Below are 20,923 nucleotides of genomic sequence, written 5' to 3' on the forward strand. Positions count from 1 at the left end.
CCTCCGTGTCGACGCGAGCCGAGGGGAAACCATGAGACAGCATTTCATGATGTTTGCGGCCTACAATCAATGGGCCAACAACCGCATCTATGATGCCGCCGCAGAGCTCGACGAAGAGGAAGTGAACCGCGACGTCGGGGCTTTTTTCGGCTCGATGATGGGCACGCTCAACCACCTGCTGACAGCCGACCGCATCTGGATGAAGCGCTTCACCGGCGAGGGCGATGCGCCGACGACGCTGGACGCCATCCTGCACCGGGCCTTGCCCGGCCTGCGGATGGCGCGTGAAGCCGAGGACAGGAGGATCATCGATTGGGTCGGCGGCCTCGGCGACAAGGCGTTGACGGGCCGCTTCACCTACATGACTGTCTCGGACATGCGCACGGTGTCGCAAAGGCTGGCGCCGGCGCTGGATCATGTCTTCAACCACCAGACCCATCACCGCGGCCAGGCGCATACGATTCTGACCATCCTGGGACGGCCAAGCCTGGGGTTGGACCTGATGCTCTTCCAGCGCACCGAGGAGGGCAGGGCTTTCGCCTGATCCAAGGATATCGCAGGCGGAAAATCAGCCGCCGATCTCGGCGTCCAACTGGCTCTGCGTCAAGGCGGCTTCCGCCGCGATCCACTGCTTGAACAGGGACACCTTGCGCGCGGGCAGCGTCTTGTCGGGACAGACGAAATACCACCCCGCCGTGTTCGGGTGGTGCACCGCGAATGGAGCCACCAGCCTTTCTGCACGGATATCGCTGGCCATATAGGCACGATTGGCCACGGCAAATCCCAATCCGGCAGCGGCCGCCTCGTAGGACATCATGCAAGAATCGAAATAGATGCTCTTGGTCTCGTGGAGCACGGAGCCGGCGCCGGCGAAGTCGAGCCAAGATTGCCAGTTCTGGGTGCAGGTGTCGGAATGCAGCAGCGTGAAGTGGCGCAGATCTTCGGGCTTCACCTTCGACAGCGGCTTGTTGCCAAGTATTTCATGGAAGAGTTTCCTGCTGCACACCGGCGTCAGGTCCTCCTTGAAAAGAAGGTCAGCGCTGAGTTCGGGGAAGCGGCCGTCGCCGTAGCGGATCTCGACATCGAAGTCCGATGTCGAGAATTCATGCGTTGCGTAGGAGGTCGAGACGCGCATCTCGATGTCCGGGTATTGCCTTTGGAACAGCGGCAGGCGCGGAAACAGCCAGCGCGCGGCAAAGGTCGGCAACACTGAAATCTTCAACACATGCTCCTGCGATTGCCCGGTCGCTTCCATGCTGGCGGCAACGATCCGCTCCAGCGCCTCGCGAACCCGCGAGACATAGGTCTCGCCTTCCGGCGTCAGCGAGACCGCATTGCCGCCACGCAGGAAGATCTTGAAGCGAAGCTGGTCCTCCAGGCTTTTGACGCGCTGGCTGACCGCGGAAGCGGTGATGAACTGTTCTTCACCGGCGCGCGTGAAATTCCTATGCCTCGCAGCACTCTCCACGATTTTTAGCGAGTTGAGGTTGACCTGACTGAGCAGACGCACGGTTTCGACCTTAAGCTGGGCTTACGCTAGCACTAGCATTCCTAATTTTACAGGGGTGGGTGAATTAATCGACTGTTTATCAAGTGTTGCCCCCATCCTGGAGAAGTACAATGAACGCCCATACCATTCCCGAACTGCGTTATGCGATGAGCCGCGAAGCCATCATCGGCCACGAAACCGCCTGGAAAGTGTCGACTTTCGGCGTCGCGCAATATCTGCACGGCTATGACCCGGCACTGCTTGCCGCAATCGAGGAGGCTGCACTGAAGCTCAAGGCCAGCCATGCCGTGCACAAGCACCTCGACTTGACCTTCATCACCGGCGCCGACCGTTTCATCCCCGAGATCAAGGAGTTGCTGCATGACAAGCTGCGGCTGGAGCGGCTGTCCGACATGATGGGCACCAAGCTGGAGCCCTATCCGCTATCGATCGTTGGCTCGACAGTGACCTTCATGAATCCCAAGGACGGCGCCGTGGAATGGCATTGCGATGGCGTTCCGGTCACCGAGCTCATACCGCTGTCGATCAGCAATCCGCTGGTCGGCGGCCACCTCGAAATCTATTGCGACGACTCGGAAACCGGCCGCGCCATCCTCGAATCCGGCCGCGAGATCCCACGCAACCGTGTCATGCGCATCGATCACAAGATGAACTACGCGACGCTTGGGCAGTTTCTCGGCGTCCTGCACCGCACCGCGCCGATCCGATTCGGCGAGCGCGTCACGCTGGTGCTCAACCAGCGCTCGGTGGCCAAGCCCTATGTCGACGACAACCGCATGTTCTATCTCGCTGCCGACAACGACCATGACCGCGAATGGGTCAACGAGTTGGCCGAAGACGTCTGGACCAACCAGTTGCCGGCCTATCGCCGGTTCGAGGAAGAGCGTCCCGTTCCGGTGTCGCCTGAAGCAGTGGTTCCGGGCGGAGCCAGGGAATCATGGTAGTGAACCATGATCCCGAAAAGTGGGAACCGGTTTTCGGACAGGATCATGGTCGAAGACAGAGATAGAGCCCCATACGGTTTCTTTCGGAATGGATCAGGCTCGATATCCGCGCTGGTCTTCGCTGCCGGCGCGGTGGCGTTGTGGTCGACCAATGCGCTGGTCGGCAAATCCCTGCTGGCCAGTCATCCGGTGTCGCAGGTGCAGTTCCTGCAATTCACAGGAGCAGCACTCGTCTTCGCAGCCATCCGGTTGATGAGCAGGGAAAGTGCCGCGCCAGTCGCGGCGAGGGCGGCGCTCGTGCCTCTCGCGGTAGGCTTCATCGGTCTGGTCGGCACCATGGTGCTGCAATACATCGCCTTCGCCTCGATGCCGGTGATCGAGGCCAATCTGGTGGCCTACACCTGGCCGTTGATGGTCGCGGCGGCGGTCATCGCTTTAGAGAGCCCGCGGCGTCCGGCATTGCTGGGCGGCGCTGCGGTCGTGGGCTTCATCGGCGTTGCACTCGTCATTTCGGGAGGGCGTAACCAATCCTGGCTCCAGGGCGATCTCGTCGGTTATCTCGCCGCATTCGGGTCCGCACTGTGCATGGCCTTCTATTCGGTCATGGTGGGACGGGTTGCCACCTCGCCGGATCGTCTGTTGCTGCCATCGTCGCTGATCGGTGTCGCCTTGACGTTTTTGTGGTGCGCTCGCGACGGTTTCGCCTGGCCCGTCGGCACGGACCTGGTTCTCGGCCTCTATCTCGGCGCTGGTCCGATGGGGTTGGGCTACTACTTCTGGTCGCGCGCCTTGAAGCTGGAAGGCAGCGGCAAGGTCGCGGTCGTCGCCTATCTCACGCCGATCGCTTCGACGCTGCTGCTGACCTTGTCCGGCGAAACGCTGACGTTGACGGCCATTGTCGGAGCTGTCCTCGTCATCGGCAGTTGTATTGCGGTCGGCTTGGAGCGTTCGGAGGCGGAAAACCATGTTTGACGAAAATGAACGTCTCGCCAGGCAGGAAGCGTATTGGCTGATCAAGGAATTCGGCGCCGAGGCGCCGCTTTACGCCGCGATGAAGGCCGAAAAGGCGATAGAACAGAAGGATTTCGGGCGTTGCGCCCGTTGGAAGCGCATTCTAGAGATATTGGCCGACGGCCATGCTGCGAAGTCTGCTAGTTCCAAGTATTAGATTTTCTAATTTGCGCGACGTCGATTTCCCATGAAAAATACTTGTTGCGAGTCTTAATTCCTTTTTGAGATTTCGTAGTCCGTTGGGGGGCGCCTTAAAGAGATACATCGACATAAGTCTTCGCTGGGGTGGATGACTTTGTCGCAAATAGGGTGAAAGAATTGTCAAATATCGATGATAAGACCGTTATCGAACTGACGGCCGATATTGTCTCGGCCTATATCGGCAACAATCCGCTTCCGGCTTCCGGCTTGCCTGAGTTGATTGCCAGCGTCAGCGCTTCGGTTCGCAAGCTGGCTGGTGCGCCTGTCGTGGAAAGCCCGACCCTGGTTCCGGCTGTGAACCCGAAGAAGTCGGTGTTTCCCGACTACATCATCTGCCTTGAGGACGGAAAGAAGTTCAAGTCGCTCAAGCGACACCTCAGGACGGATTACGGCCTGAGCCCGGACGACTACCGGGCCAAATGGGGTCTGCCGCCGGACTATCCGATGGTTGCGCCAAACTATTCGGCGACGCGGTCGGCGCTGGCGAAGTCGACAGGACTTGGCCGCAAACCGGCAGCAGCGCCTGCCGCCGTGGCCAAGGCGACGAAGCGCAAGGCCGCTACCTGAAAGCTGCCTGGCCGGGTAGGCAAGCCGCTGATCGGCTGCTTTGACGGCGCCCTCGCGGGCGTCGTTTTCAGGCCTTGTGCGGCCAACTGGCCCGCAAGGTCTTGCGAAGCGTTGATGTCCGGTGCAAAAGCGCGGCCATGCTGATCATAAATGACCTTTCGCTCCGCATGGCCGGACGCCTGCTTCTCGACCATGCGTCGCTGACCTTGCCGGCCGGCACGAAGGCCGGCCTTGTCGGTCGCAACGGCACCGGCAAGACGACGCTGTTCAAGGCCATCACCGGTGACCTTGCCTCCGAGACCGGCTCGATCAGCCTGCCCAAGAACACGCGCATCGGCCAGGTGGCGCAGGAAGCGCCAGGCACCGAGGACCCGCTGATCGAGATCGTGCTCAAAGCCGATCTCGAGCGGACGGCACTCCTCGAAGAGGAAAAGACCGCAACGGACCCGCACCGCATCGCCGACATCCACATGCGGCTGGCTGACATTGACGCCCATTCTGCTGAGTCTCGCGCGGCCACCATCCTCGCCGGTCTCGGCTTCGACGATGCGGCGCAGCGCCGTCCGGCCTCGTCCTTCTCCGGCGGCTGGCGCATGCGCGTGGCGCTTGCGGCCGTGCTGTTTGCCGAGCCCGACCTTCTGCTGCTCGACGAGCCGACCAACTATCTCGACCTCGAAGGCACGCTGTGGCTGGAAAACTACGTGTCGAAATATCCGCACACCGTGCTTCTGATCTCGCACGACCGCGATTTGCTCAACCGCGCCGTCAACTCGATCGTTCATCTCGACCAGAAGAAGCTGACCTTCTGGCGTGGCGGCTACGACCAGTTCGAGCGCCAGTATACCGAGCAGAAGGAGTTGCAGGAGAAGGGCCGGGTCAAGCAGGAAGCCGCCCGCAAGCATATGGAATCCTTCGTCGAGCGCTTCCGCGCCAAGGCCTCCAAGGCGAGACAGGCGCAGTCGCGCATCAAGGCGCTGGAAAGGATGAAGCCGATCGCCGCAATCGTGAACGATACGGTGCGGCCATTCTCCTTCCCGGAACCGGTCAAGACGGTGGCCTCGCCGATCGTGGCGCTGAACAACGTCAATGTCGGCTACACCGAGGGGCAGCCGATCCTGAAGAAGATGACGCTGCGCATCGACGCCGACGACCGCATCGCGCTGCTTGGCGCCAACGGCAACGGCAAGTCGACCTTCGCCAAATTGCTGTCCGGCCGGCTCAAGCAGGAGACCGGCACGATGACGGTGGCGCCCGGGCTGAAGGTGGCGATCTTCGCCCAGCATCAGCTCGACGATCTCCGGCCCGGCGAAAACGCCTACGAGCATGTCCGCCGGCTGATGCCGGAGGCGCCGGAATCGAAGGTGCGCGGCCGCGTCGCCCAGTTCGGCCTCACCACCGAGAAGATGAACACCGCCGCCAAGGATCTGTCGGGCGGCGAGAAGGCGCGGCTGTTGATGGGTCTGTCGGCTTTCGAGGGCCCGAACCTGTTCATCCTCGACGAGCCGACCAACCATCTCGACATCGACAGCCGTGAATCGCTGATCCATGCGCTGAACGAATTTCCCGGCGCGGTGATCCTGATCTCGCATGATCGCCATCTGCTGGAGGCGACCGCCGACCGGCTGTGGCTGGTCAAGGACGGCGCGGTCAATCCGTATGACGGCGACCTCGAAGACTACAAGACGCTGGTCACCGGTGTGTCGGGCGACCGCCGTGGCAAGCGCGAGGCGGACAAGGCATCAAAGGCCGACCGCCGCCGCGATGCGGCTGCGCGCCGCGCCGCCTTCGAGCCGCTGGCCAAGGAAATCCGCGCCACCGAAGCGCTGATGGACCGCATCCGCAAGCGCATCGACGGCATCGAGGACGAGCTGTCCAATCCGGCCGTCTACGAGAAGGATCCCTCGACGGCGACCCGGCTGGCCAAGGAGCGCTCGCAACTCGCCCAGACGCTGGCCGGCCACGAGGAAAAATGGCTGACCATGTCGGCCGAATACGAGGAAGGCACGGCGGAGTAGGTATGTCGAAGGAATCTTGGATTGGGGCTGCGAAGGTTTTGGCGATCAATCCAGGGGCCATCGTAAAATGCCCCGAATGCGGAGAAGGCAATCTGGTTGTCGTCGACGCCGGGGCAGGGGCCGCGCATGTCGAGCGCCATTTGCATTGCCCCAAATGCGGCGCCTACAATGCGCTCTTGAAGCGAGCTGACGGGGTGTAGCTGGCCCTACACGCCGCGCCTGAAAGCCGTTAGACAAGTGCCATGAACCAGCACACGAAGCTCAGAATCGGCCATTCGGCCTGTCCGCATGATTGCCCGTCGACCTGCGCGCTCGAGGTCGAGTTGCTTGATGGCAACCGCATCGGCCGCGTCCATGGGGCCAAGGCCAACAGCTATACGGCAGGCGTCATCTGCGCCAAGGTCGCCCGCTATGCCGACCGCGTCCATCATCCCGATCGTTTGCTGAAGCCGCTTGTCCGGGCCGGTGCCAAGGGTGACGGCCTCTGGATGGAGGCGAGCTGGGAAGCAGCACTCGATCTTGTCGCCGAAAAGTTTAACGCGGCCGAAGCCAAATACGGCTCGGAGGCGGTCTGGCCCTATTACTACGCCGGCACGATGGGGCTGGTGCAGCGCGACGGCATCGACCGGCTGCGTCACGCCAAGAAGTACTCCGGCTTTTTCGGTTCGATCTGCACCAATCTGGCCTGGACCGGCTGGATGATGGGAGCCGGCGCCCTGCGCGGGCCCGATCCGCGCGAGATGGCGAAGTCCGACTGCGTGGTGATCTGGGGCACCAATGCGGTGGTCACCCAGGTCAACGTCATGACCCACGCCATCAAGGCGCGCAAGGAGCGCGGGGCCAGGATCGTCGTCATCGACGTCTATGAGAACGCGACGATGAAGCAGGCCGATCTCGGCCTGGTGCTGAACCCCGGCACCGATGGCGCGCTGGCCTGCGCGGTCATGCATATCCTGTTCAAGGAAGACATGGCCGACCGCGCCTATCTCGAAAAATACACCGACGACCCCAAGGGACTGGAAGAGCATCTACGGACGCGCACGCCGGAATGGGCCGCTGGCATTACCGGCCTGACGGTCGCCGAGATCGAGGCTTTCGTCCGCCTCGTCGGCACGACCAAGAAGACCTATTTCCGTCTCGGCTATGGCTTTGCGCGCCAGCGCAACGGCTCGGTCAACATGCACGCGGCCGCCTCTATCGCCGCGGTCACCGGCTGCTGGCAATATGAGGGCGGCGGCGCCTTCCATTCCAATTCCGGCATCTTCAAGCTCAACCAGGATGTGCTGGAAGGCACGAAGATGCGCGATCCCAATATTCGCTATCTCGACCATTCGCGCATCGGCCCGGTGCTGACCGGGGCCAGCGATGCGCTCTATGGCGGCCCGCCGGTGACGGCGATGCTGATCCAGAACACCAACCCGGCCAATGTCGCGCCCGAACAGCGGCTGGTGAAGCAGGGGTTTCTGCGCGACGACCTGTTCACCTGCGTCCACGAGCAGTTCATGACCGACACCGCCAAACTTGCCGATGTCGTGCTGCCGGCGACGATGTTCCTCGAACACGACGACATCTACAAGGGCGGCGGCAACCAGCACATCACGCTCGGCCCCAAGTTGATCGACCCGCCGGAAGGGCCACGCACCAACCATTTCGTCATCGAGGAACTGGCGCAGCGCCTCGGCGTCGCCGACCGTCCAGGCTTCGGCCTGACCGAGCAGCAGCATATCGACATCATCCTTGGCAAGCGCGGGCTGGGCAGCTTCGACAGCTTGAAGGAAGACAAGTGGGTCGACCTGCAGCCGGATTTCGACACCGCGCATTTCATCAAGGGATTTGGCCATGCGGACGGAAAATTCCGCTTCCGCGCCGACTGGACCGGGCAGGCGGCCCCCAACCGGCCGCCGAAGAGCATGGGTCTGTTCGGGCCGGTGGAGCGGTTGCCGGAATTCCCCGACCATGTCGACCTGATCGAGGTCGCCGACGCAGCACACCCGTTCCGGCTGACGACATCGCCGGCGCGCAACTTCCTCAATTCGACCTTCTCGGAAACACCGGTGTCGAAGGCCAGGGAAGTGCGGCCGGAACTGCTTTTGCATCCCGACGATGCGGCGGCCCATGGGCTTGCCGACGGCGACCGCGTCGAGGTCGGCAACCAGCGCGGTGAAGTGGTGCTGCACGCAAAACTGTTCAACGGCATCAAGCGCGGCGTCGTCATCGCTGAGGGCATCTGGCCAAACAGCGCGCATGAACGCGGTGAGGGCATCAATGTGCTGACCGGCGCCGATGCGCCAGCACCCTATGGCGGTGCAGCATTCCACGACAACAAGGTCTGGCTGCGCGCGGCAAGCCGAGGCTGAAGAGAACTCCGCTCGTTCGCGCCAAATTATACCGGCAGGATTTCGGCCGCCTTTTTTCGGTCTCGTCGCAGGCGGATGTCGTCAGCGATCTGCTCTGCCTCGATCGAGATTTCGCGCAGCAATCCAGTGACTGGATTGTGAAAGCCGATGAGATAAAGGCCGAGCTCTGAAGCCCGCGCGTTGACGCCGCTGCGGCCCGGCTGGACGTCGGGGGCCAGCAATCTGGCAAAGCCCGGCCGGAAGCCCGTGGCGAAGATGATCGCATCGAACTCGCTCTGCTTGCCATCGGCAAAACGGGCGCCCTGTTCGGTGATCTCGGCAATGTCGGGTGCGACCTTGATCGCGCCTTCGCGGATCTTGCGGACCGTGCCGACATCGATCACCGGGATGCGCGACGCCACGGCGATCTGCTGCAACATTCCTTGGCTCGGCCGCTTGAGCCCAAATTTCTCCAGCCGGCCGAGCGCCAGATCGAGAATGATAGGGAATAGCGCATCATTGATGCGTTGCGGCATCAGGCGCGCCGCCATGCCGATCATCTGGATGGGCACGCCAAGCAGCTCGCGCGGCACGATATGAACGCCGCCGCGCACCGAAATCGTTGGTCGCGCGCCGCCTTCCACCAGATCGAGCGCAATCTCAGCGCCGGTGTTGCCCATGCCGATGATCAGCACCGATTGGCCGGCAAAAGGCGTGGCGTTGAGATAGTCGGCGCTATGCAGCCTCTTACCCCTGAAGGCATCGGCGCCGGCAAATCCGGGCATCAGTGGCTCGGCGTTGTTACCCGATGCGATCACCACGTGGGAGGCATGCACGATGCCGGATGTCGCTTCGACATGCCAGCTTCTACCTTGCCGGGTAACCGCCCGCACCGTCTCTCCAAATCGGGGCCGCAGATCGAAGCGTTGCGCGTAGGCATCGAGATAGTCAGCGAAGAGATCGCGCGGCACGTAGCGCGGATAATTCTTGGGAAAGGGCACGAAGGGCAGCGAGGAATAGCGTTTGGTCGTGTGCAGGTGGACGCGCTCATAGTGGCGTCGCCAGGCGGGTGCGGTCTGCTCCTCTTTTTCGAGGACGACGAAGTCGACCCCCGTCTGTCGCAGGCATGCAGCAATGGCCAGGCCTGCCGGCCCGGCACCGATGATTGCAACTGAAGTGATGTCGTCCAACCGCGCCTCCGCCGCCGAATTCGTGACGCCGAGAATGTCAGAAACATGGCGGGCAGGCGAGGGCCAGCAATTCTCATCCGGGCAAGGGCACCGTCAGCCCGACCTTGACGCGGTCCATCGCAACGAAGGTGCGGAACTTCCGCACATTGTTGCTGTCGAAGAACAGTTTTCGCGTCAGCGCCTCATAGGCGCCCATGTCGGCCACGGTGATGACGAGGATGAAGTCGGCCTCGCCGGTGACGTAGTAGCATTGCTGCACTTCCGGCGCGGCCGAGAATTGCCGCTTGGCCGCGTCGATGAGCTCGGCGCGTTCGCTCTCGAGCTCCACCTCGACGAAGAGGGTGATGGGTTGGCCGACCGCCGCCGGCTCGAGGACGGCGACATTGCCGGCAATGACGCCGCTCTGTTCCATGCGCTTGATGCGGCGCTGCACTGCCGGCGCCGACAGGTTCACCGCTTCGCCGATCAGCCGCTGCGGCGTGGTGTTGTCCCGCTGCAGGATGGCAAGGATGGCGAGATCGAAACTGTCGAGTGGAGGCGGCGATTCAGGCAATAGACACGTCCCTGACGAAACAAACTTGCAATTCAAGGGCTATATTACAGCGCCCTTTGCATCGGTCATGCAATATGTTCTCGCTGGACGCCAAGGAGGGCCGCCAGTGTTCCTGCTCAATCACAATGCCTTGCACCGCCGGCCGCTCGACCATGCCGATGCCGAAACCCTGGGGGTTGCCGGGGCCGACACGGTCGAGCGCTTCCTTGCCCGTCGCGACAATCACAGGGAAACGCCATTGCATGCGCTGCCGGCGCTCGCTGCCGAACTCGGCCTCGGTGCGTTGCATGTCAAGGATGAGGGGTTTCGCCTCGGCCTTGGCAGCTTCAAGGCACTGGGTGGCGCCTATGCTGTCTTCCGCCTGATGCTGGAAGAGGCCAGCCGGTCGCTTGGCCGGCCCGTCGACGTGGCCGATCTCGATCAGCCGGATGTGCGGGCGGTCGCCGCGACAATGACGGTTGCCTGTGCGACCGACGGCAATCACGGCCGCTCGGTCGCGCAAGGTGCGCAACTGGTCGGTGCGCGTGCGGCGATCTTCGTCCATGCCGGCGTCAGCGAGGAGCGTATCGCGGCGATCGCCCGCTATGGCGCCGAGATGATCCGTGTCGACGGCACTTATGACGACTCGGTCAGGCAAGCCGCTCGGGTTTCGGATGAGAACGGCTGGACCGTGGTCTCCGACACCTCGTGGCCGGGCTATGAGCGCATCCCCGGCCTCGTCATGCAGGGCTATACGGCGATCGTGCGCGAAGCGCTGCGCCAGCTCCGCGAGCCACCGACCCATGTCTTCGTGCAGGCCGGTGTCGGCGGCATTGCCGCCGCGGTGGCAGGCCATCTGGCCATCGTGCTCGGTGACGCCAGACCGGCGTTTATCGTGGTCGAGCCGGCGCGTGCCGCTTGTGTTTTTGCAGCCGCCCAGGCCGGGCGCCCGGTCAAGGTCGCGCATGACCAGCCGACCTTGATGGCCATGCTCGAATGCTACGAAGCCTCTCCGATCGCCTGGCGCGTGCTGGCGCGCGCCGCCGATGCCTTCATGACGCTGGATGAGGACGAGGCCATCGCGGTGATGCGCCGGCTGGCGCGGCCAAGCGCAGGCGATCCGGTGATCGTCGCCGGCGAAAGCGGCGGCGTCGGCCTGGCCGGGCTGATCCGGGCAGTGGCCGACAACCAGGCCAGTCTCGGACTCGACCGCCAATCGCGAGTGCTGGTGATCAACACCGAAGGCGCCACCGACCCGCATCGTTACGCCGAACTGGTTGGTATGAGCGCGGCCGATGTGCTGGCCGGCAAGATGCTTGCAGGAGCAGCGTTGTGATCGGGGTCGACGCGCTGCGCCTGCTTGGCCGCATCCGCGAACTGGGCGCCGTTGGTCGCGACGGCGAGGGCAAGCTGGTGCGCCTTGCCGCCTCCGATGCCGACCGGCTCGGCCGCGACCTGTTGGTCGGCTGGCTCAGGCAGGCTGGGCTCGATATCGCCGTCGACCGGGTCGGCAATATTTTCGGCATCTGGCAAAGCGCGGACAATGCAGGGCAGGCGCCGCTACTCATCGGTTCGCACATCGACACCGTCATCGATGCCGGCATCTATGATGGCTGCTACGGCGTGCTTGCCGGGCTGGAGGTGATCGAGACGCTCAAGGCATCAGGCTTTTCGCCATCGCGCCCGGTCGCGGTCGCCGCCTTCACCAACGAGGAAGGCGTGCGCTATACCCCCGACATGATGGGGTCACTGGTCCATGCCGGCGGCATCGATGCTGATACGGTGCTGGCCGCGGTCGGCACCGATGGCAGTGTGCTTGGACAGGAGCTTGCCCGCATCGGCTATGCCGGCGACCAGGAGCCCGGCTTCCTTAAGCCGCACGCCTATCTGGAACTGCATATCGAGCAAGGGCCGGTGCTGGAGCGTGAAGACGTGCCGATCGGCGCGGTCGAAAATCTGCTAGGCATCTCCTGGCAACGCATCACCATCGACGGTGTCGCCAACCATGCCGGCACCACGCCGATGTCGATGCGCAGCGATGCCGGCCACGCTGCCGCCAGGGTCATCACCTTCCTGCACGATAGGGCCAAGGGCTCGAACATGCCGACGGTCGCCACCGTCGGTACGATGCGCTTCGAGCCGAATGCCATCAACGTCATTCCCTCCCGAGCCATCTTCACCGTCGATCTGCGCGATCCCGACGAGCAGCGCCTGCGGGCGGAGGAAGCCGCACTTGCTGCCTATCTCGAGCAGCTTGCGGCCGCCGAAGGCGTGACGATCTCGGTCGAGCGGCTGGCCCGCTTCGAGCCGGTGATGTTCGACATCCACATCGTCGAACTGATCGAGGCCGCCGCGAAAAACCGCGGCCTTGGCGTTAGACGCATGACGTCCGGCGCCGGCCACGATGCACAGATGATCGCGCGCATTGCGCCGGCAGCGATGATCTTCGTGCCGAGTGCCGGCGGCATCAGCCACAATCCGCGCGAGCACACCGAAGATGCCGAGCTTGTTGCCGGCGCCAACATCCTGCTTGATGTGGTCATAGAGCTTGCAAAGTAGGTGAGGAGGGGCAGAAGAAATGTCCGAACTCGATCGTGACGCGCTGAAGCAGGAGATGATTTTCTGGCGGCGCGATTTACACGCGCATCCGGAGTTCGGCTTCGAGGAAAAGCGCACCGCGGCCTTTGTCGCCGCCAAGCTGCGCGAATTCGGGTTGGACGATGTCGCCGAAGGCGTCGGCGGCACCGGCGTCGTCGGCACGCTGAAGCGCGGCAGCGGCAACCGGGCGATTGCGCTGAGGGCCGACATGGATGCGCTGCGCATCACCGAGCAGTCAGCCGCGCCCTACCGTTCCGGCAATCCCGGCATCATGCATGCCTGCGGCCATGACGGCCACACCACGATGCTGCTCGGCGCGGCAAAACTGCTGGCCGGTGAGGGCGGTTTCGACGGCATCGTGCGCTTCATCTTCCAGCCAGCCGAGGAATGGGGCAAGGGCGCACTCTCCATGCTCGACGATGGTTTGATGCAGCGCTTCCCCTTTGACGAGATCTTTGGCCTGCACAACATGCCCGGCCTGCCCATCGGGCATTTCGAGACACGCGCTGGTCCGATCATGTCGGCCGAGGACAATTTCGAGATCGTGCTGAAAGGGCTCGGCGGCCATGCCGCGCGCCCGCATTCAGGTAATGAAACGCTGGTCGCCGCCTGCGCGCTGGTCACCAATCTGCAAACCATCGTCTCGCGCCGGTTGAGCCCGGCCGACATCTCGGTGGTTTCGGTGACCGAGCTGATCACTGACGGCACTCGCAACGCACTGCCCGGTCTTGCCCGCATCCTCGGCGATGCGCGCAGCTTCCGCCCCGAGGTCAGCGCCGAGATCGAGCGGCAGATGCGCATCATCGCCGAAGGCACCGCAGCTGCCTACAATGTCAGCGCCGAGGTCAATTACAGCCGCGAGTTCGTGCCGCTGCGCAATGATGCCGAACTGGTCGATGCGGCGTTTGCCGCCGCCGGAAGCGTTTTCGAGCCCGCCAACATCGCCGTCGCCCGCGAGCCGATGACCGCCTCGGAGGATTTCGCCCGCTTCCTCGATCATGTGCCGGGCTGTTTCGTCTTCCTCGGCAATGGCGAGACGTCGGCGCCGCTGCACAATTCCAGCTACGACTTCAACGATGACGGGCTGCTGTTCGGCACGAATTTTCAAGTCGCCCTGGTCAGGCAACGACTGAGCGGCGACGCGGAAAGATGATCGCGGCTTGATTGCCAGGCTGCGCTCGCCGCTGGCCCAAACACCATCGCTATCGACAGCCAACTCCCGAGATTATTGATCTCTCCCAGTCCTTTGTTGAACTCCCCCAATTCTTGTTGGACTCACTGCCGGAGATCGGACGCTGATGACCAGGGTTTCACTTCTGGGAATTCCCCACGACGACAACTCGTCCTTCCTTAAAAGCCCGGCGCAAGCGCCCGCCCATGTCCGTCCTGAATTGTTCTCCGATGCCTACAGCATGTGGAGCGAAACTGGTTTCGATCTGACCGACAGGCTTGTCGATCATGGCGACGTCCGCTTCGACGCCGCCACCGATCCATGGGACCTGATCGAAAGCGAGGTTGGACGAGCCTTGGAGCCGGGCGATCCGTTGATCTGCCTCGGCGGCGACCACGCCATCTCCTGGCCGATACTGCGCGCGGTGCGCCGGCGACATCCCAGCCTGACCATTCTGCACATCGACGCGCACCCCGACATGTATGATGCCTATCAAGGCAATCCGCGCTCCCACACCTCGCCCTTCGCCCGCATCATGGAAGAGCGGCTTGCCGACCGCCTCATCCAGGTCGGGTTGCGGACCGTCAACGACCATCATCGCGACCAGTTCAAGCGGTTCGGTGTCGAGGTGATCGAGGCGGCGCGGTTCAGCGACAATCTGCAACTCGATCTCAAGACGCCGGTCTATATCTCGATGGACCTCGATGGGCTCGACCCGGCTTTTGCGCCAGGTGTCTCGCACCGCGAACCCGGAGGTTTGACCTCGCGTCAGGTCATCAACCTGATTCAATCGGTCAACCAGCCGATTGTGGCGGCTGATATCGTTGAATTAAACCCGCCTCGCGACATCGCCAACCTGACCGCCATCGTGGCGGCAAAACTCCTCAAGGAAATTGCCGGAATGATGGTCAAGACGCGCGTGTAACGGGCCCGCGACCCGCAACTGGCGTCAATCGGTACGCTTTTAACGAAGACAATCACCCGATGACGCCAGGGAAAGACTCAGCTAGCCTCTGCTCTGCGGCGGACCTATTATCCGCTTGGCCGGCGCTTCATCCTCCTCCCAAGCGGCGCCGGCCTTCTTCCCTAGCCCTCTCTTTGCTGATGCTAAATTAGCGAAAGTTAAATTTGGAGCCTTTGGGCTTGCCGGAAATTAGCGTCTTTCGGTCATAAATTTGGCATGCCTTTGGGGTGGCTGGCAGGAAGATCGATGCGCGGGCGTGGATGGATCAAGGCGTTGCGTCAGGACGAGGCTCGGCAGCTGCGTGCGCGCATCGCCGAACTGGAGCGCGATCTGATGGCGACGTCAGCCCAGGGGCGCCACAAGCGGCACGAGGCAGGGCACGAACTTCGCAATGCGAAGTTCCGCCTCCAGCGTCTCGAGGAATGCATCACCGAAATACCGGAGAAATGTGTGCGTTAGCGGATCTATCGCCGCCCTCGATCTTTTGACGCCCAGTCAAGACGGTCGGCGGGAGGAACCAAATGCCGTCTCCTCGGTTGGTCCTGTTCCAATGGAGGATTGCAACTATGATCCGTCTGCTTTTGGCCGGCGCTTTGGCCTATGTCACTTATCGCATCACCAGGAAGATGGTCGAGGACGTGCCCGATACAATCGACCCGCTGCTGGTGCCGCCGTCGCAATATGATCGTGAGACCTTGCGCCGGCAGTCAGTGGCGATGGGGATCGATCCGCAGCGTTAGGTGATCCTCCACATGCGTCAATACATCGTCGCATCGACATTGCGAACAAAGCAGAAACGATGCTTGATGGGCGATGAACCTCGCCACCCCTGATTCGACCTTCCGGGAACCGACCCTCCAGCCTGCCTATCTCGCCCGGCTGAACGACGCCCAGCGTCAGGCCGTCGAGCATGGCGACGGACAGGTCGCCGGGCCACTGCTGGTCATCGCTGGCGCCGGCTCCGGCAAGACCAACACGCTGGCGCACCGCGTCGCCCATCTGATCGTCAAGGGGGCCGACCCGCGCCGCATCCTGCTGATGACCTTTTCGCGCCGCGCCGCGTCAGAAATGGCCAGGCGCGTCGAACGCATCGCCGGCGAGGTGCTGGGCCGCGACGCGGCGGTGATCACCGATGCGCTGACCTGGGCCGGCACCTTTCACGGCATCGGTGCCCGGCTGCTGCGCGACTATGCGCTGGAGATCGGCCTCGACCCGGCCTTCACCATCCACGACCGCGAGGATTCCGCCGACCTGATGAATCTGGTCCGGCATGAGCTCGGCTTCTCGAAAACGGAAGCGCGTTTTCCGACCAAAGGCACCTGCCTTGCCATTTACTCGCGTGCCGTCAACGCGCAGGCGCCGCTGGGCGAAGTGCTGGGGTCCGCCTTCCCCTGGTGCGCCGGCTGGGCCGAGCAGCTGAAGCAGTTGTTCGCTGGTTATGTCGAGGCCAAGCAGGCGCAGAACGTGCTCGATTACGACGACCTGTTGCTGTACTGGGCGCAGATGGCGGCCGAACCTGAAATAGCGGCGCATCTGGGTGGACGTTTCGACCATGTGCTGGTCGATGAATACCAGGACACCAATCGCCTGCAGGCCTCGATCCTGATGGCGCTCAAACCCGACGGTGCCGGGCTGACGGTGGTCGGTGACGATGCGCAGTCGATCTATTCGTTTCGCGCCGCCGAAGTTCGCAACATCCTCGATTTTCCCCGGCAGTTCGCGCAGGCCGCCGATGTGGTGATGCTGGAGCGCAACTATCGTTCGACGGAGACCATTCTGGCGGCAGCCAATGCGGTGATCGGCGAGGCCTCGGAGCGCTTCACCAAAAACCTGTGGTCAGAGCGCAAATCAACCGACAAGCCAAGGCTGGTGAGCGTGCGCGACGAGGTCGAGCAGGCCAATTTCGTCTGCGACACCATTTTGGCCGAACGAGAAGCTGGCACGGCGCTGAAATCGCAGGCGGTGCTGTTTCGCGCCTCGCACCACAGCGGTCCGCTGGAGATCGAGCTGACGCGGCGCAACATTCCCTTCGTCAAGTTCGGCGGGCTTAAATTCCTCGATGCCGCCCACGTCAAGGATGTGCTGGCGGTGCTGCGCTTTGCCGAGAACCCGCGCGACCGTGTCGCCGGCTTCCGCGTACTGCAGCTGATGCCCGGCATCGGGCCTTCGGCCGCCGCTCAGATCGTCGAGACGATGTCGACGGCGCTGGATGAGGCGATGGGCTTGGCCGGCTGGCGCCCGCCGCAACGCGCGGCGGATGACTGGCCGGGCTTCGTCGCGCTCTATTCCGGCCTGCGGGCCGGTGCCAAATGGCCTGCCGACCTCGAACAGGTCAGGCTCTGGTACGAGCCGCATCTGGAGCGCATCCACGAGGATGCGCTCACGCGCCGGGCCGACCTGTTGCAGCTTGAACAGATCGGCTCGGGCTATGCCTCGCGCGAACGCTTCCTCACCGAGTTGACGCTCGATCCGCCGGACGCCACCAGCGACCAGGCCGGACCGCCGCATCGCGACGAGGACTATCTGATCCTGTCGACCATCCACTCGGCCAAGGGCCAGGAGTGGAAGAATGTGTTCGTGCTCAACACTGTCGACGGCTGCATCCCGGCCGATCTCGGCGTCGGCACCAAGGAGGACATCGAGGAAGAGCGCCGGCTGCTCTACGTGGCGATGACACGGGCCAAGGACAATCTCAATGTGATCATGCCGCAGCGGTTCTTTCCGCATGGCCAGGCGGCGCGCGGCGACCGCCACCTCTATGCCTCTCGCACCCGCTTCATTCCGGCCTCGATCCTCGCTGCCTTCCAGCAGGTTTCGTGGCCGACCGCGCAGGCGGCACAGGGCAGGGCACCCCGGCCGGAGGTGCGCGTCGACATCGGCGCGCACATGCGCGGCATGTGGAAATAGCCGCGGGGATAGCGCATGTCCCAACCGCCGATCAGGATTGCCATCGCGGGTGCACAGGGCCGCATGGGCCGCCAGATGGCGGCCGCCGTGCAGTCCGATGCCCGGCTGGCGCTCGCCGCCCGTTTCCACCGGCCGGGCATCGTCGGCGACGGGCTGGTGAGCCGTGACGAGGCACTTGCCATGGCCGACGTGGTCATCGATTTCACCACGCCGGTTGCCTCGGCCGATCTGGCAAGATCTTGCGCTGACCGTGGCGGCCCAGCCCTGGTCATCGGATCGACAGGCTTCGATGCCGCTGAGTTGGCGACCATCGCCAATGCCGCGAAAAGCATTGCCATCGTCCGCTCCGGCAGCTTTTCACTCGGGCTCAACATGCTCATCGGATTGGTCGAGCAGGCGGCGCGAGCGCTCGATTCCGACGACTGGGATATCGAGATCGTCGAGGCGCACCATCGCCACAAGATCGATGCGCCGTCCGGGACGGCACTGATGCTGGGACAGGCCGCAGCCGGCGGACGCGGCATCGAACTGGAGACGGTCGCAAGGCGCGTCCGCGATGGCGTCACCGGCGCACGGCCGATAGGCGAGATCGGCTTTGCGGTGATGCGTGCTGGCAGCATCGTTGGCGAGCACAGCGTCAGCTTTTGCGCCGAGGGCGAGACCGTGACCCTGTCGCATTCGGCCGGCGACCGCATCATGTTCGCCCGTGGCGCCATCGCCGCCGCCCTCTGGGTGGTGGCGCGGCCGCCCGGTGAATATGACATGCGCGACGTGCTGGGACTGAGCGCCCCGGTACGGCATTCCGGCTGATCCTTTTCGTCAGCCGGCTGAAAGCCAGCTGAAAGCTTGGGCGTGCCATGACAGGGTCGCGGTGTCACCGCATGACCGGTTCTTGAGCGGCCGGCGAGGAGGAGAATGCGGCGCAGCTTCACGGCGCGTCGCCCAAGTGGAGGAAGTTTCGTGACCGGTTTCATCTCGAAGTGCGCCTTGCGCGCGCTAACCCTGGCCATCGTCGCCACGGGCGCCACGGCGGCATCGGCGGCCGACAAGATCACCATCATCGTCGGCGGCATGGAAAAGCAGATCTACCTGCCGGCCATGCTCACCCAGCAGCTCGGCTACTTCAAGGACCAGGGGCTCGATGTCGAACTGGTCAATTCGCGCGCCGGCGTCGAGGCCGAAAATGAACTGCTGGCCGGCGCCGTGCAGGGCGTCGTCGGCTTCTACGACCATACCGTCGACCTGCAATCGAAGGGCAAGTACATCCAGTCGATCGTCCAGTTCAGCCAGGCACCGGGCGAGGTCGAGCTTGTCTCCGCCAAGCACCCCGAGATCAAGTCGCCAGCCGACTTCAAGGGCGCCACGCTAGGCGTCACCGGACTCGGCTCCTCGACCGATTTCCTGACCCAGTACCTTGCCGTGCGCAACGGCTTGAAACCCGGCGACTACACACTGCTGCCGGTCGGCGCCGGCAACACCTTCATCGCCGCCATCAAGCAGGACCAGATCCAGGCCGGCATGACCACCGAGCCGACCATTGCGCAGTTGCTGAAGACCGGCGAGGCCAGCGTCCTGGTCGACATGCGTACCCCTGAAAAGACCAAGGAAGCGCTGGGCGGGCCCTATCCGGCGGCCTCCTTCTATGTCCAGTCCGCATGGCTCGAAAGCCACAAGGACGAGGCGCAGAAACTTGCCAATGCCTTCGTCATGACGATGAAGTTCATCGCCAGCCATTCGGCCGAGGAGATCGCCGACAAGATGCCGAAGGACTACTATGCCGGCAACAGGGATCTCTATGTGCAGGGCCTGGCCGGTGGCAAGGCGATGTTCACGCCCGACGGCCGCATGCCGGCCGATGGCCCGCCGACCGTGCTCAAGGTTCTCTCGACATTTTCGAAGAGCCTGCAGGGCAAGCAGATCGACCTGTCGAAGACCTACACGACGGAATTCGTCGACGCCGCCAAATAGCAGCACGCTGAAGGGCCACAGGCCGCCCGCCAGAGAACAAGGGCTTGCGCTGTTCGCTTGATTCACATCGGCAGCAGCGCGGCCGTTCCCAAAACACTTGAGAGACCCGCGGCAGTGTCGCGGGCCCCTTGCCCCATAGCGACAGGAGTATGCCATGCAACTGCAACCCATGGCGGCCGAGAAGCTGTCTCAGGCCGCGCTGCCAGCCGATGCGGCAATCGCCATCGACGACGTGACGCTGCGCTTCGTCACGCCGGACGGCCACATGATGACGGCGATCCGCGACTTCACCATGACGGTGGCGCGCGGCGAATTCGCCTGCGTGGTCGGGCCGACCGGCTGCGGCAAGTCGACGACGCTCAATCTCGTCACCGGCCTGCTGCGGCCGACGACCGGCAATGTCCGTGTCATGGGCAACCCGGTCATCGACATCAGCCGCGACATCGGTTTTGTCTTCCAGGCTGACGCGCTGTTTCCGTGGCGCAGCGTCATCGACAATGTCGCTGCCGGCCCGCTCTATCGCGGTACGCCCAAGGCGCAGGCCTATGAGCGGGCGCGCGACTGGATCGCCCGTGTCGGCCTCGGCCGCTTCGAAAAGCACTATCCGCACCAGCTTTCGGGCGGCATGCGCAAGCGCGTCGCGCTCGCCCAGACCTTCATCAACCAGCCCAAGATCCTGCTGATGGACGAGCCGTTCAGCGCGCTCGATATGCAGACGCGCACCGCCATGCAGGACGAACTGCTGGGTCTGTGGTCGGAGCAGAAATCCTCCGTCGTCTTCGTCACCCATGACCTCGAGGAGGCGGTGGCGCTGGCCGACAAGGTCTATGTGCTGACGGCGGGACCAGGAACGGTCAAGAGCGTCTATCGCATCGACCTGCCGCGCCCGCGCGTCATGGCCGACATCCGCTACGACCCCAAATTCGTCGAGATCGCCAAGGTGATCTGGAACGATCTGCGCGAGGAAGTGCAGCTCGGCCAGAGCCGCACCTTGCAGACCGGCCATTGA

The 20,923-nt window shown here is 63.3% G+C and carries 20 protein-coding genes; 17 read left to right on the forward strand and 3 right to left on the reverse strand.

From position 1 onward, the window contains the following. Nucleotides 1-31 precede the first annotated feature (31 nt). Nucleotides 32-544 carry a DinB family protein gene (locus AC1D10_RS24310; RefSeq protein WP_477276335.1) on the forward strand — a complete coding sequence of 171 codons (513 nt, stop codon included), beginning with the start codon at nt 32-34 and terminating at the stop codon, nt 542-544. A 24-nt stretch (nt 545-568) separates the two neighbouring features. Here AC1D10_RS24310 and gcvA read toward each other — a convergent pair whose 3' ends face one another. Then, nucleotides 569-1,510, reverse strand: a complete 942-nt coding sequence (gene gcvA / locus AC1D10_RS24315; RefSeq protein WP_477276337.1) for a transcriptional regulator GcvA — start codon at nt 1,508-1,510, stop codon at nt 569-571. Nucleotides 1,511-1,620: 110 nt separating this feature from the next. On the opposite strand from gcvA, the gene AC1D10_RS24320 reads away from it, so the two are divergent. The 6 genes from AC1D10_RS24320 (at nt 1,621) to AC1D10_RS24345 (ending at nt 8,605) form a co-directional block, all read left to right on the forward strand. Next, on the forward strand, nt 1,621-2,454 hold the full coding sequence (locus AC1D10_RS24320; protein WP_477276339.1) for a hypothetical protein: 834 nt from the start codon (nt 1,621-1,623) through the stop codon (nt 2,452-2,454). Nucleotides 2,455-2,499: 45 nt separating this feature from the next. Beyond that, complete coding sequence (locus tag AC1D10_RS24325; protein WP_477276341.1) at nt 2,500-3,426, forward strand: DMT family transporter; 927 nt, start codon at nt 2,500-2,502, stop codon at nt 3,424-3,426. Continuing rightward, nucleotides 3,419-3,622 (forward strand): hypothetical protein, encoded by a 204-nt coding sequence (locus AC1D10_RS24330; RefSeq protein WP_379106363.1) that lies wholly within the window; start codon nt 3,419-3,421, stop codon nt 3,620-3,622. The genes AC1D10_RS24325 and AC1D10_RS24330 overlap by 8 nt, the downstream gene beginning before the upstream one ends. A 161-nt stretch (nt 3,623-3,783) precedes the next feature. Further along, nucleotides 3,784-4,233 (forward strand): Ros/MucR family transcriptional regulator, encoded by a 450-nt coding sequence (locus tag AC1D10_RS24335; protein WP_379106365.1) that lies wholly within the window; start codon nt 3,784-3,786, stop codon nt 4,231-4,233. Between the two features lie 137 nt (nt 4,234-4,370). Then, nucleotides 4,371-6,248, forward strand: a complete 1,878-nt coding sequence (locus AC1D10_RS24340) for an ABC-F family ATP-binding cassette domain-containing protein (protein WP_477276344.1) — start codon at nt 4,371-4,373, stop codon at nt 6,246-6,248. A 242-nt stretch (nt 6,249-6,490) separates the two neighbouring features. Continuing rightward, entirely contained in the window at nt 6,491-8,605 is a 2,115-nt protein-coding gene (locus AC1D10_RS24345; RefSeq protein ID WP_477276345.1) for a molybdopterin-containing oxidoreductase family protein, read from the forward strand. 26 nt (nt 8,606-8,631) lie between these two features. Here the strand turns inward: AC1D10_RS24345 and AC1D10_RS24350 are convergent, their stop codons facing one another. Beyond that, nucleotides 8,632-9,774, reverse strand: coding sequence for a flavin-containing monooxygenase (locus tag AC1D10_RS24350; protein WP_477276347.1), 1,143 nt, complete (start codon nt 9,772-9,774; stop codon nt 8,632-8,634). A 73-nt stretch (nt 9,775-9,847) separates the two neighbouring features. After that, nucleotides 9,848-10,327, reverse strand: a complete 480-nt coding sequence (locus AC1D10_RS24355; protein ID WP_477276349.1) for an Lrp/AsnC family transcriptional regulator — start codon at nt 10,325-10,327, stop codon at nt 9,848-9,850. 106 nt (nt 10,328-10,433) lie between these two features. Here AC1D10_RS24355 and AC1D10_RS24360 point away from each other — a divergent pair, with 106 nt between their 5' ends. From AC1D10_RS24360 to AC1D10_RS24405, 10 genes are all read left to right on the forward strand, one after another. Next, nucleotides 10,434-11,642 (forward strand): diaminopropionate ammonia-lyase, encoded by a 1,209-nt coding sequence (locus tag AC1D10_RS24360; protein WP_477276352.1) that lies wholly within the window; start codon nt 10,434-10,436, stop codon nt 11,640-11,642. Next, nucleotides 11,639-12,865, forward strand: coding sequence for an allantoate amidohydrolase (locus AC1D10_RS24365; RefSeq protein ID WP_477276354.1), 1,227 nt, complete (start codon nt 11,639-11,641; stop codon nt 12,863-12,865). Before AC1D10_RS24360 ends, AC1D10_RS24365 begins: the two co-directional genes overlap by 4 nt. Before the next feature lie 19 nt (nt 12,866-12,884). After that, entirely contained in the window at nt 12,885-14,057 is a 1,173-nt protein-coding gene (locus AC1D10_RS24370) for a M20 aminoacylase family protein (RefSeq protein WP_477276356.1), read from the forward strand. 145 nt (nt 14,058-14,202) lie between these two features. Further along, on the forward strand, nt 14,203-15,000 hold the full coding sequence (locus AC1D10_RS24375; RefSeq protein ID WP_477276358.1) for an agmatinase family protein: 798 nt from the start codon (nt 14,203-14,205) through the stop codon (nt 14,998-15,000). 285 nt (nt 15,001-15,285) lie between these two features. Further along, nucleotides 15,286-15,498 (forward strand): hypothetical protein, encoded by a 213-nt coding sequence (locus AC1D10_RS24380; RefSeq protein ID WP_477276360.1) that lies wholly within the window; start codon nt 15,286-15,288, stop codon nt 15,496-15,498. A 107-nt stretch (nt 15,499-15,605) separates the two neighbouring features. Further along, a complete protein-coding gene (locus tag AC1D10_RS24385; protein ID WP_477276362.1) occupies nt 15,606-15,779 on the forward strand; it encodes a hypothetical protein in 174 nt (57 codons plus the stop codon). Nucleotides 15,780-15,852: 73 nt separating this feature from the next. After that, nucleotides 15,853-17,946, forward strand: a complete 2,094-nt coding sequence (locus tag AC1D10_RS24390; protein ID WP_477276364.1) for an ATP-dependent helicase — start codon at nt 15,853-15,855, stop codon at nt 17,944-17,946. Nucleotides 17,947-17,961: 15 nt separating this feature from the next. Further along, complete coding sequence (dapB, locus tag AC1D10_RS24395) at nt 17,962-18,756, forward strand: 4-hydroxy-tetrahydrodipicolinate reductase (RefSeq protein WP_477276366.1); 795 nt, start codon at nt 17,962-17,964, stop codon at nt 18,754-18,756. 150 nt (nt 18,757-18,906) lie between these two features. Next, complete coding sequence (locus tag AC1D10_RS24400) at nt 18,907-19,914, forward strand: ABC transporter substrate-binding protein (protein WP_477276368.1); 1,008 nt, start codon at nt 18,907-18,909, stop codon at nt 19,912-19,914. Between the two features lie 154 nt (nt 19,915-20,068). Further along, nucleotides 20,069-20,923 carry an ABC transporter ATP-binding protein gene (locus AC1D10_RS24405; RefSeq protein WP_477276370.1) on the forward strand — a complete coding sequence of 285 codons (855 nt, stop codon included), beginning with the start codon at nt 20,069-20,071 and terminating at the stop codon, nt 20,921-20,923.

Source organism: Mesorhizobium sp. P2_A8 (genome assembly GCF_056404935.1).

Excerpts from the sequence above, each read along its gene's own strand:
- AC1D10_RS24375 (WP_477276358.1), top strand. The coding sequence starts at position 14,203 with ATGACCAGGGTTTCACTTCTGGGAATTCCCCACGACGACAACTCGTCC.
- AC1D10_RS24405 (WP_477276370.1), top strand. The coding sequence starts at position 20,069 with ATGCAACTGCAACCCATGGCGGCCGAGAAGCTGTCTCAGGCCGCGCTG.
- AC1D10_RS24330 (WP_379106363.1), top strand. The coding sequence starts at position 3,419 with ATGTTTGACGAAAATGAACGTCTCGCCAGGCAGGAAGCGTATTGGCTG.
- AC1D10_RS24345 (WP_477276345.1), top strand. The coding sequence starts at position 6,491 with ATGAACCAGCACACGAAGCTCAGAATCGGCCATTCGGCCTGTCCGCAT.
- AC1D10_RS24370 (WP_477276356.1), top strand. The coding sequence starts at position 12,885 with ATGTCCGAACTCGATCGTGACGCGCTGAAGCAGGAGATGATTTTCTGG.
- AC1D10_RS24340 (WP_477276344.1), top strand. The coding sequence starts at position 4,371 with ATGCTGATCATAAATGACCTTTCGCTCCGCATGGCCGGACGCCTGCTT.
- AC1D10_RS24325 (WP_477276341.1), top strand. The coding sequence starts at position 2,500 with ATGGTCGAAGACAGAGATAGAGCCCCATACGGTTTCTTTCGGAATGGA.
- AC1D10_RS24380 (WP_477276360.1), top strand. The coding sequence starts at position 15,286 with ATGCGCGGGCGTGGATGGATCAAGGCGTTGCGTCAGGACGAGGCTCGG.
- AC1D10_RS24320 (WP_477276339.1), top strand. The coding sequence starts at position 1,621 with ATGAACGCCCATACCATTCCCGAACTGCGTTATGCGATGAGCCGCGAA.
- AC1D10_RS24390 (WP_477276364.1), top strand. The coding sequence starts at position 15,853 with ATGAACCTCGCCACCCCTGATTCGACCTTCCGGGAACCGACCCTCCAG.
- AC1D10_RS24385 (WP_477276362.1), top strand. The coding sequence starts at position 15,606 with ATGATCCGTCTGCTTTTGGCCGGCGCTTTGGCCTATGTCACTTATCGC.
- dapB (WP_477276366.1), top strand. The coding sequence starts at position 17,962 with ATGTCCCAACCGCCGATCAGGATTGCCATCGCGGGTGCACAGGGCCGC.
- AC1D10_RS24310 (WP_477276335.1), top strand. The coding sequence starts at position 32 with ATGAGACAGCATTTCATGATGTTTGCGGCCTACAATCAATGGGCCAAC.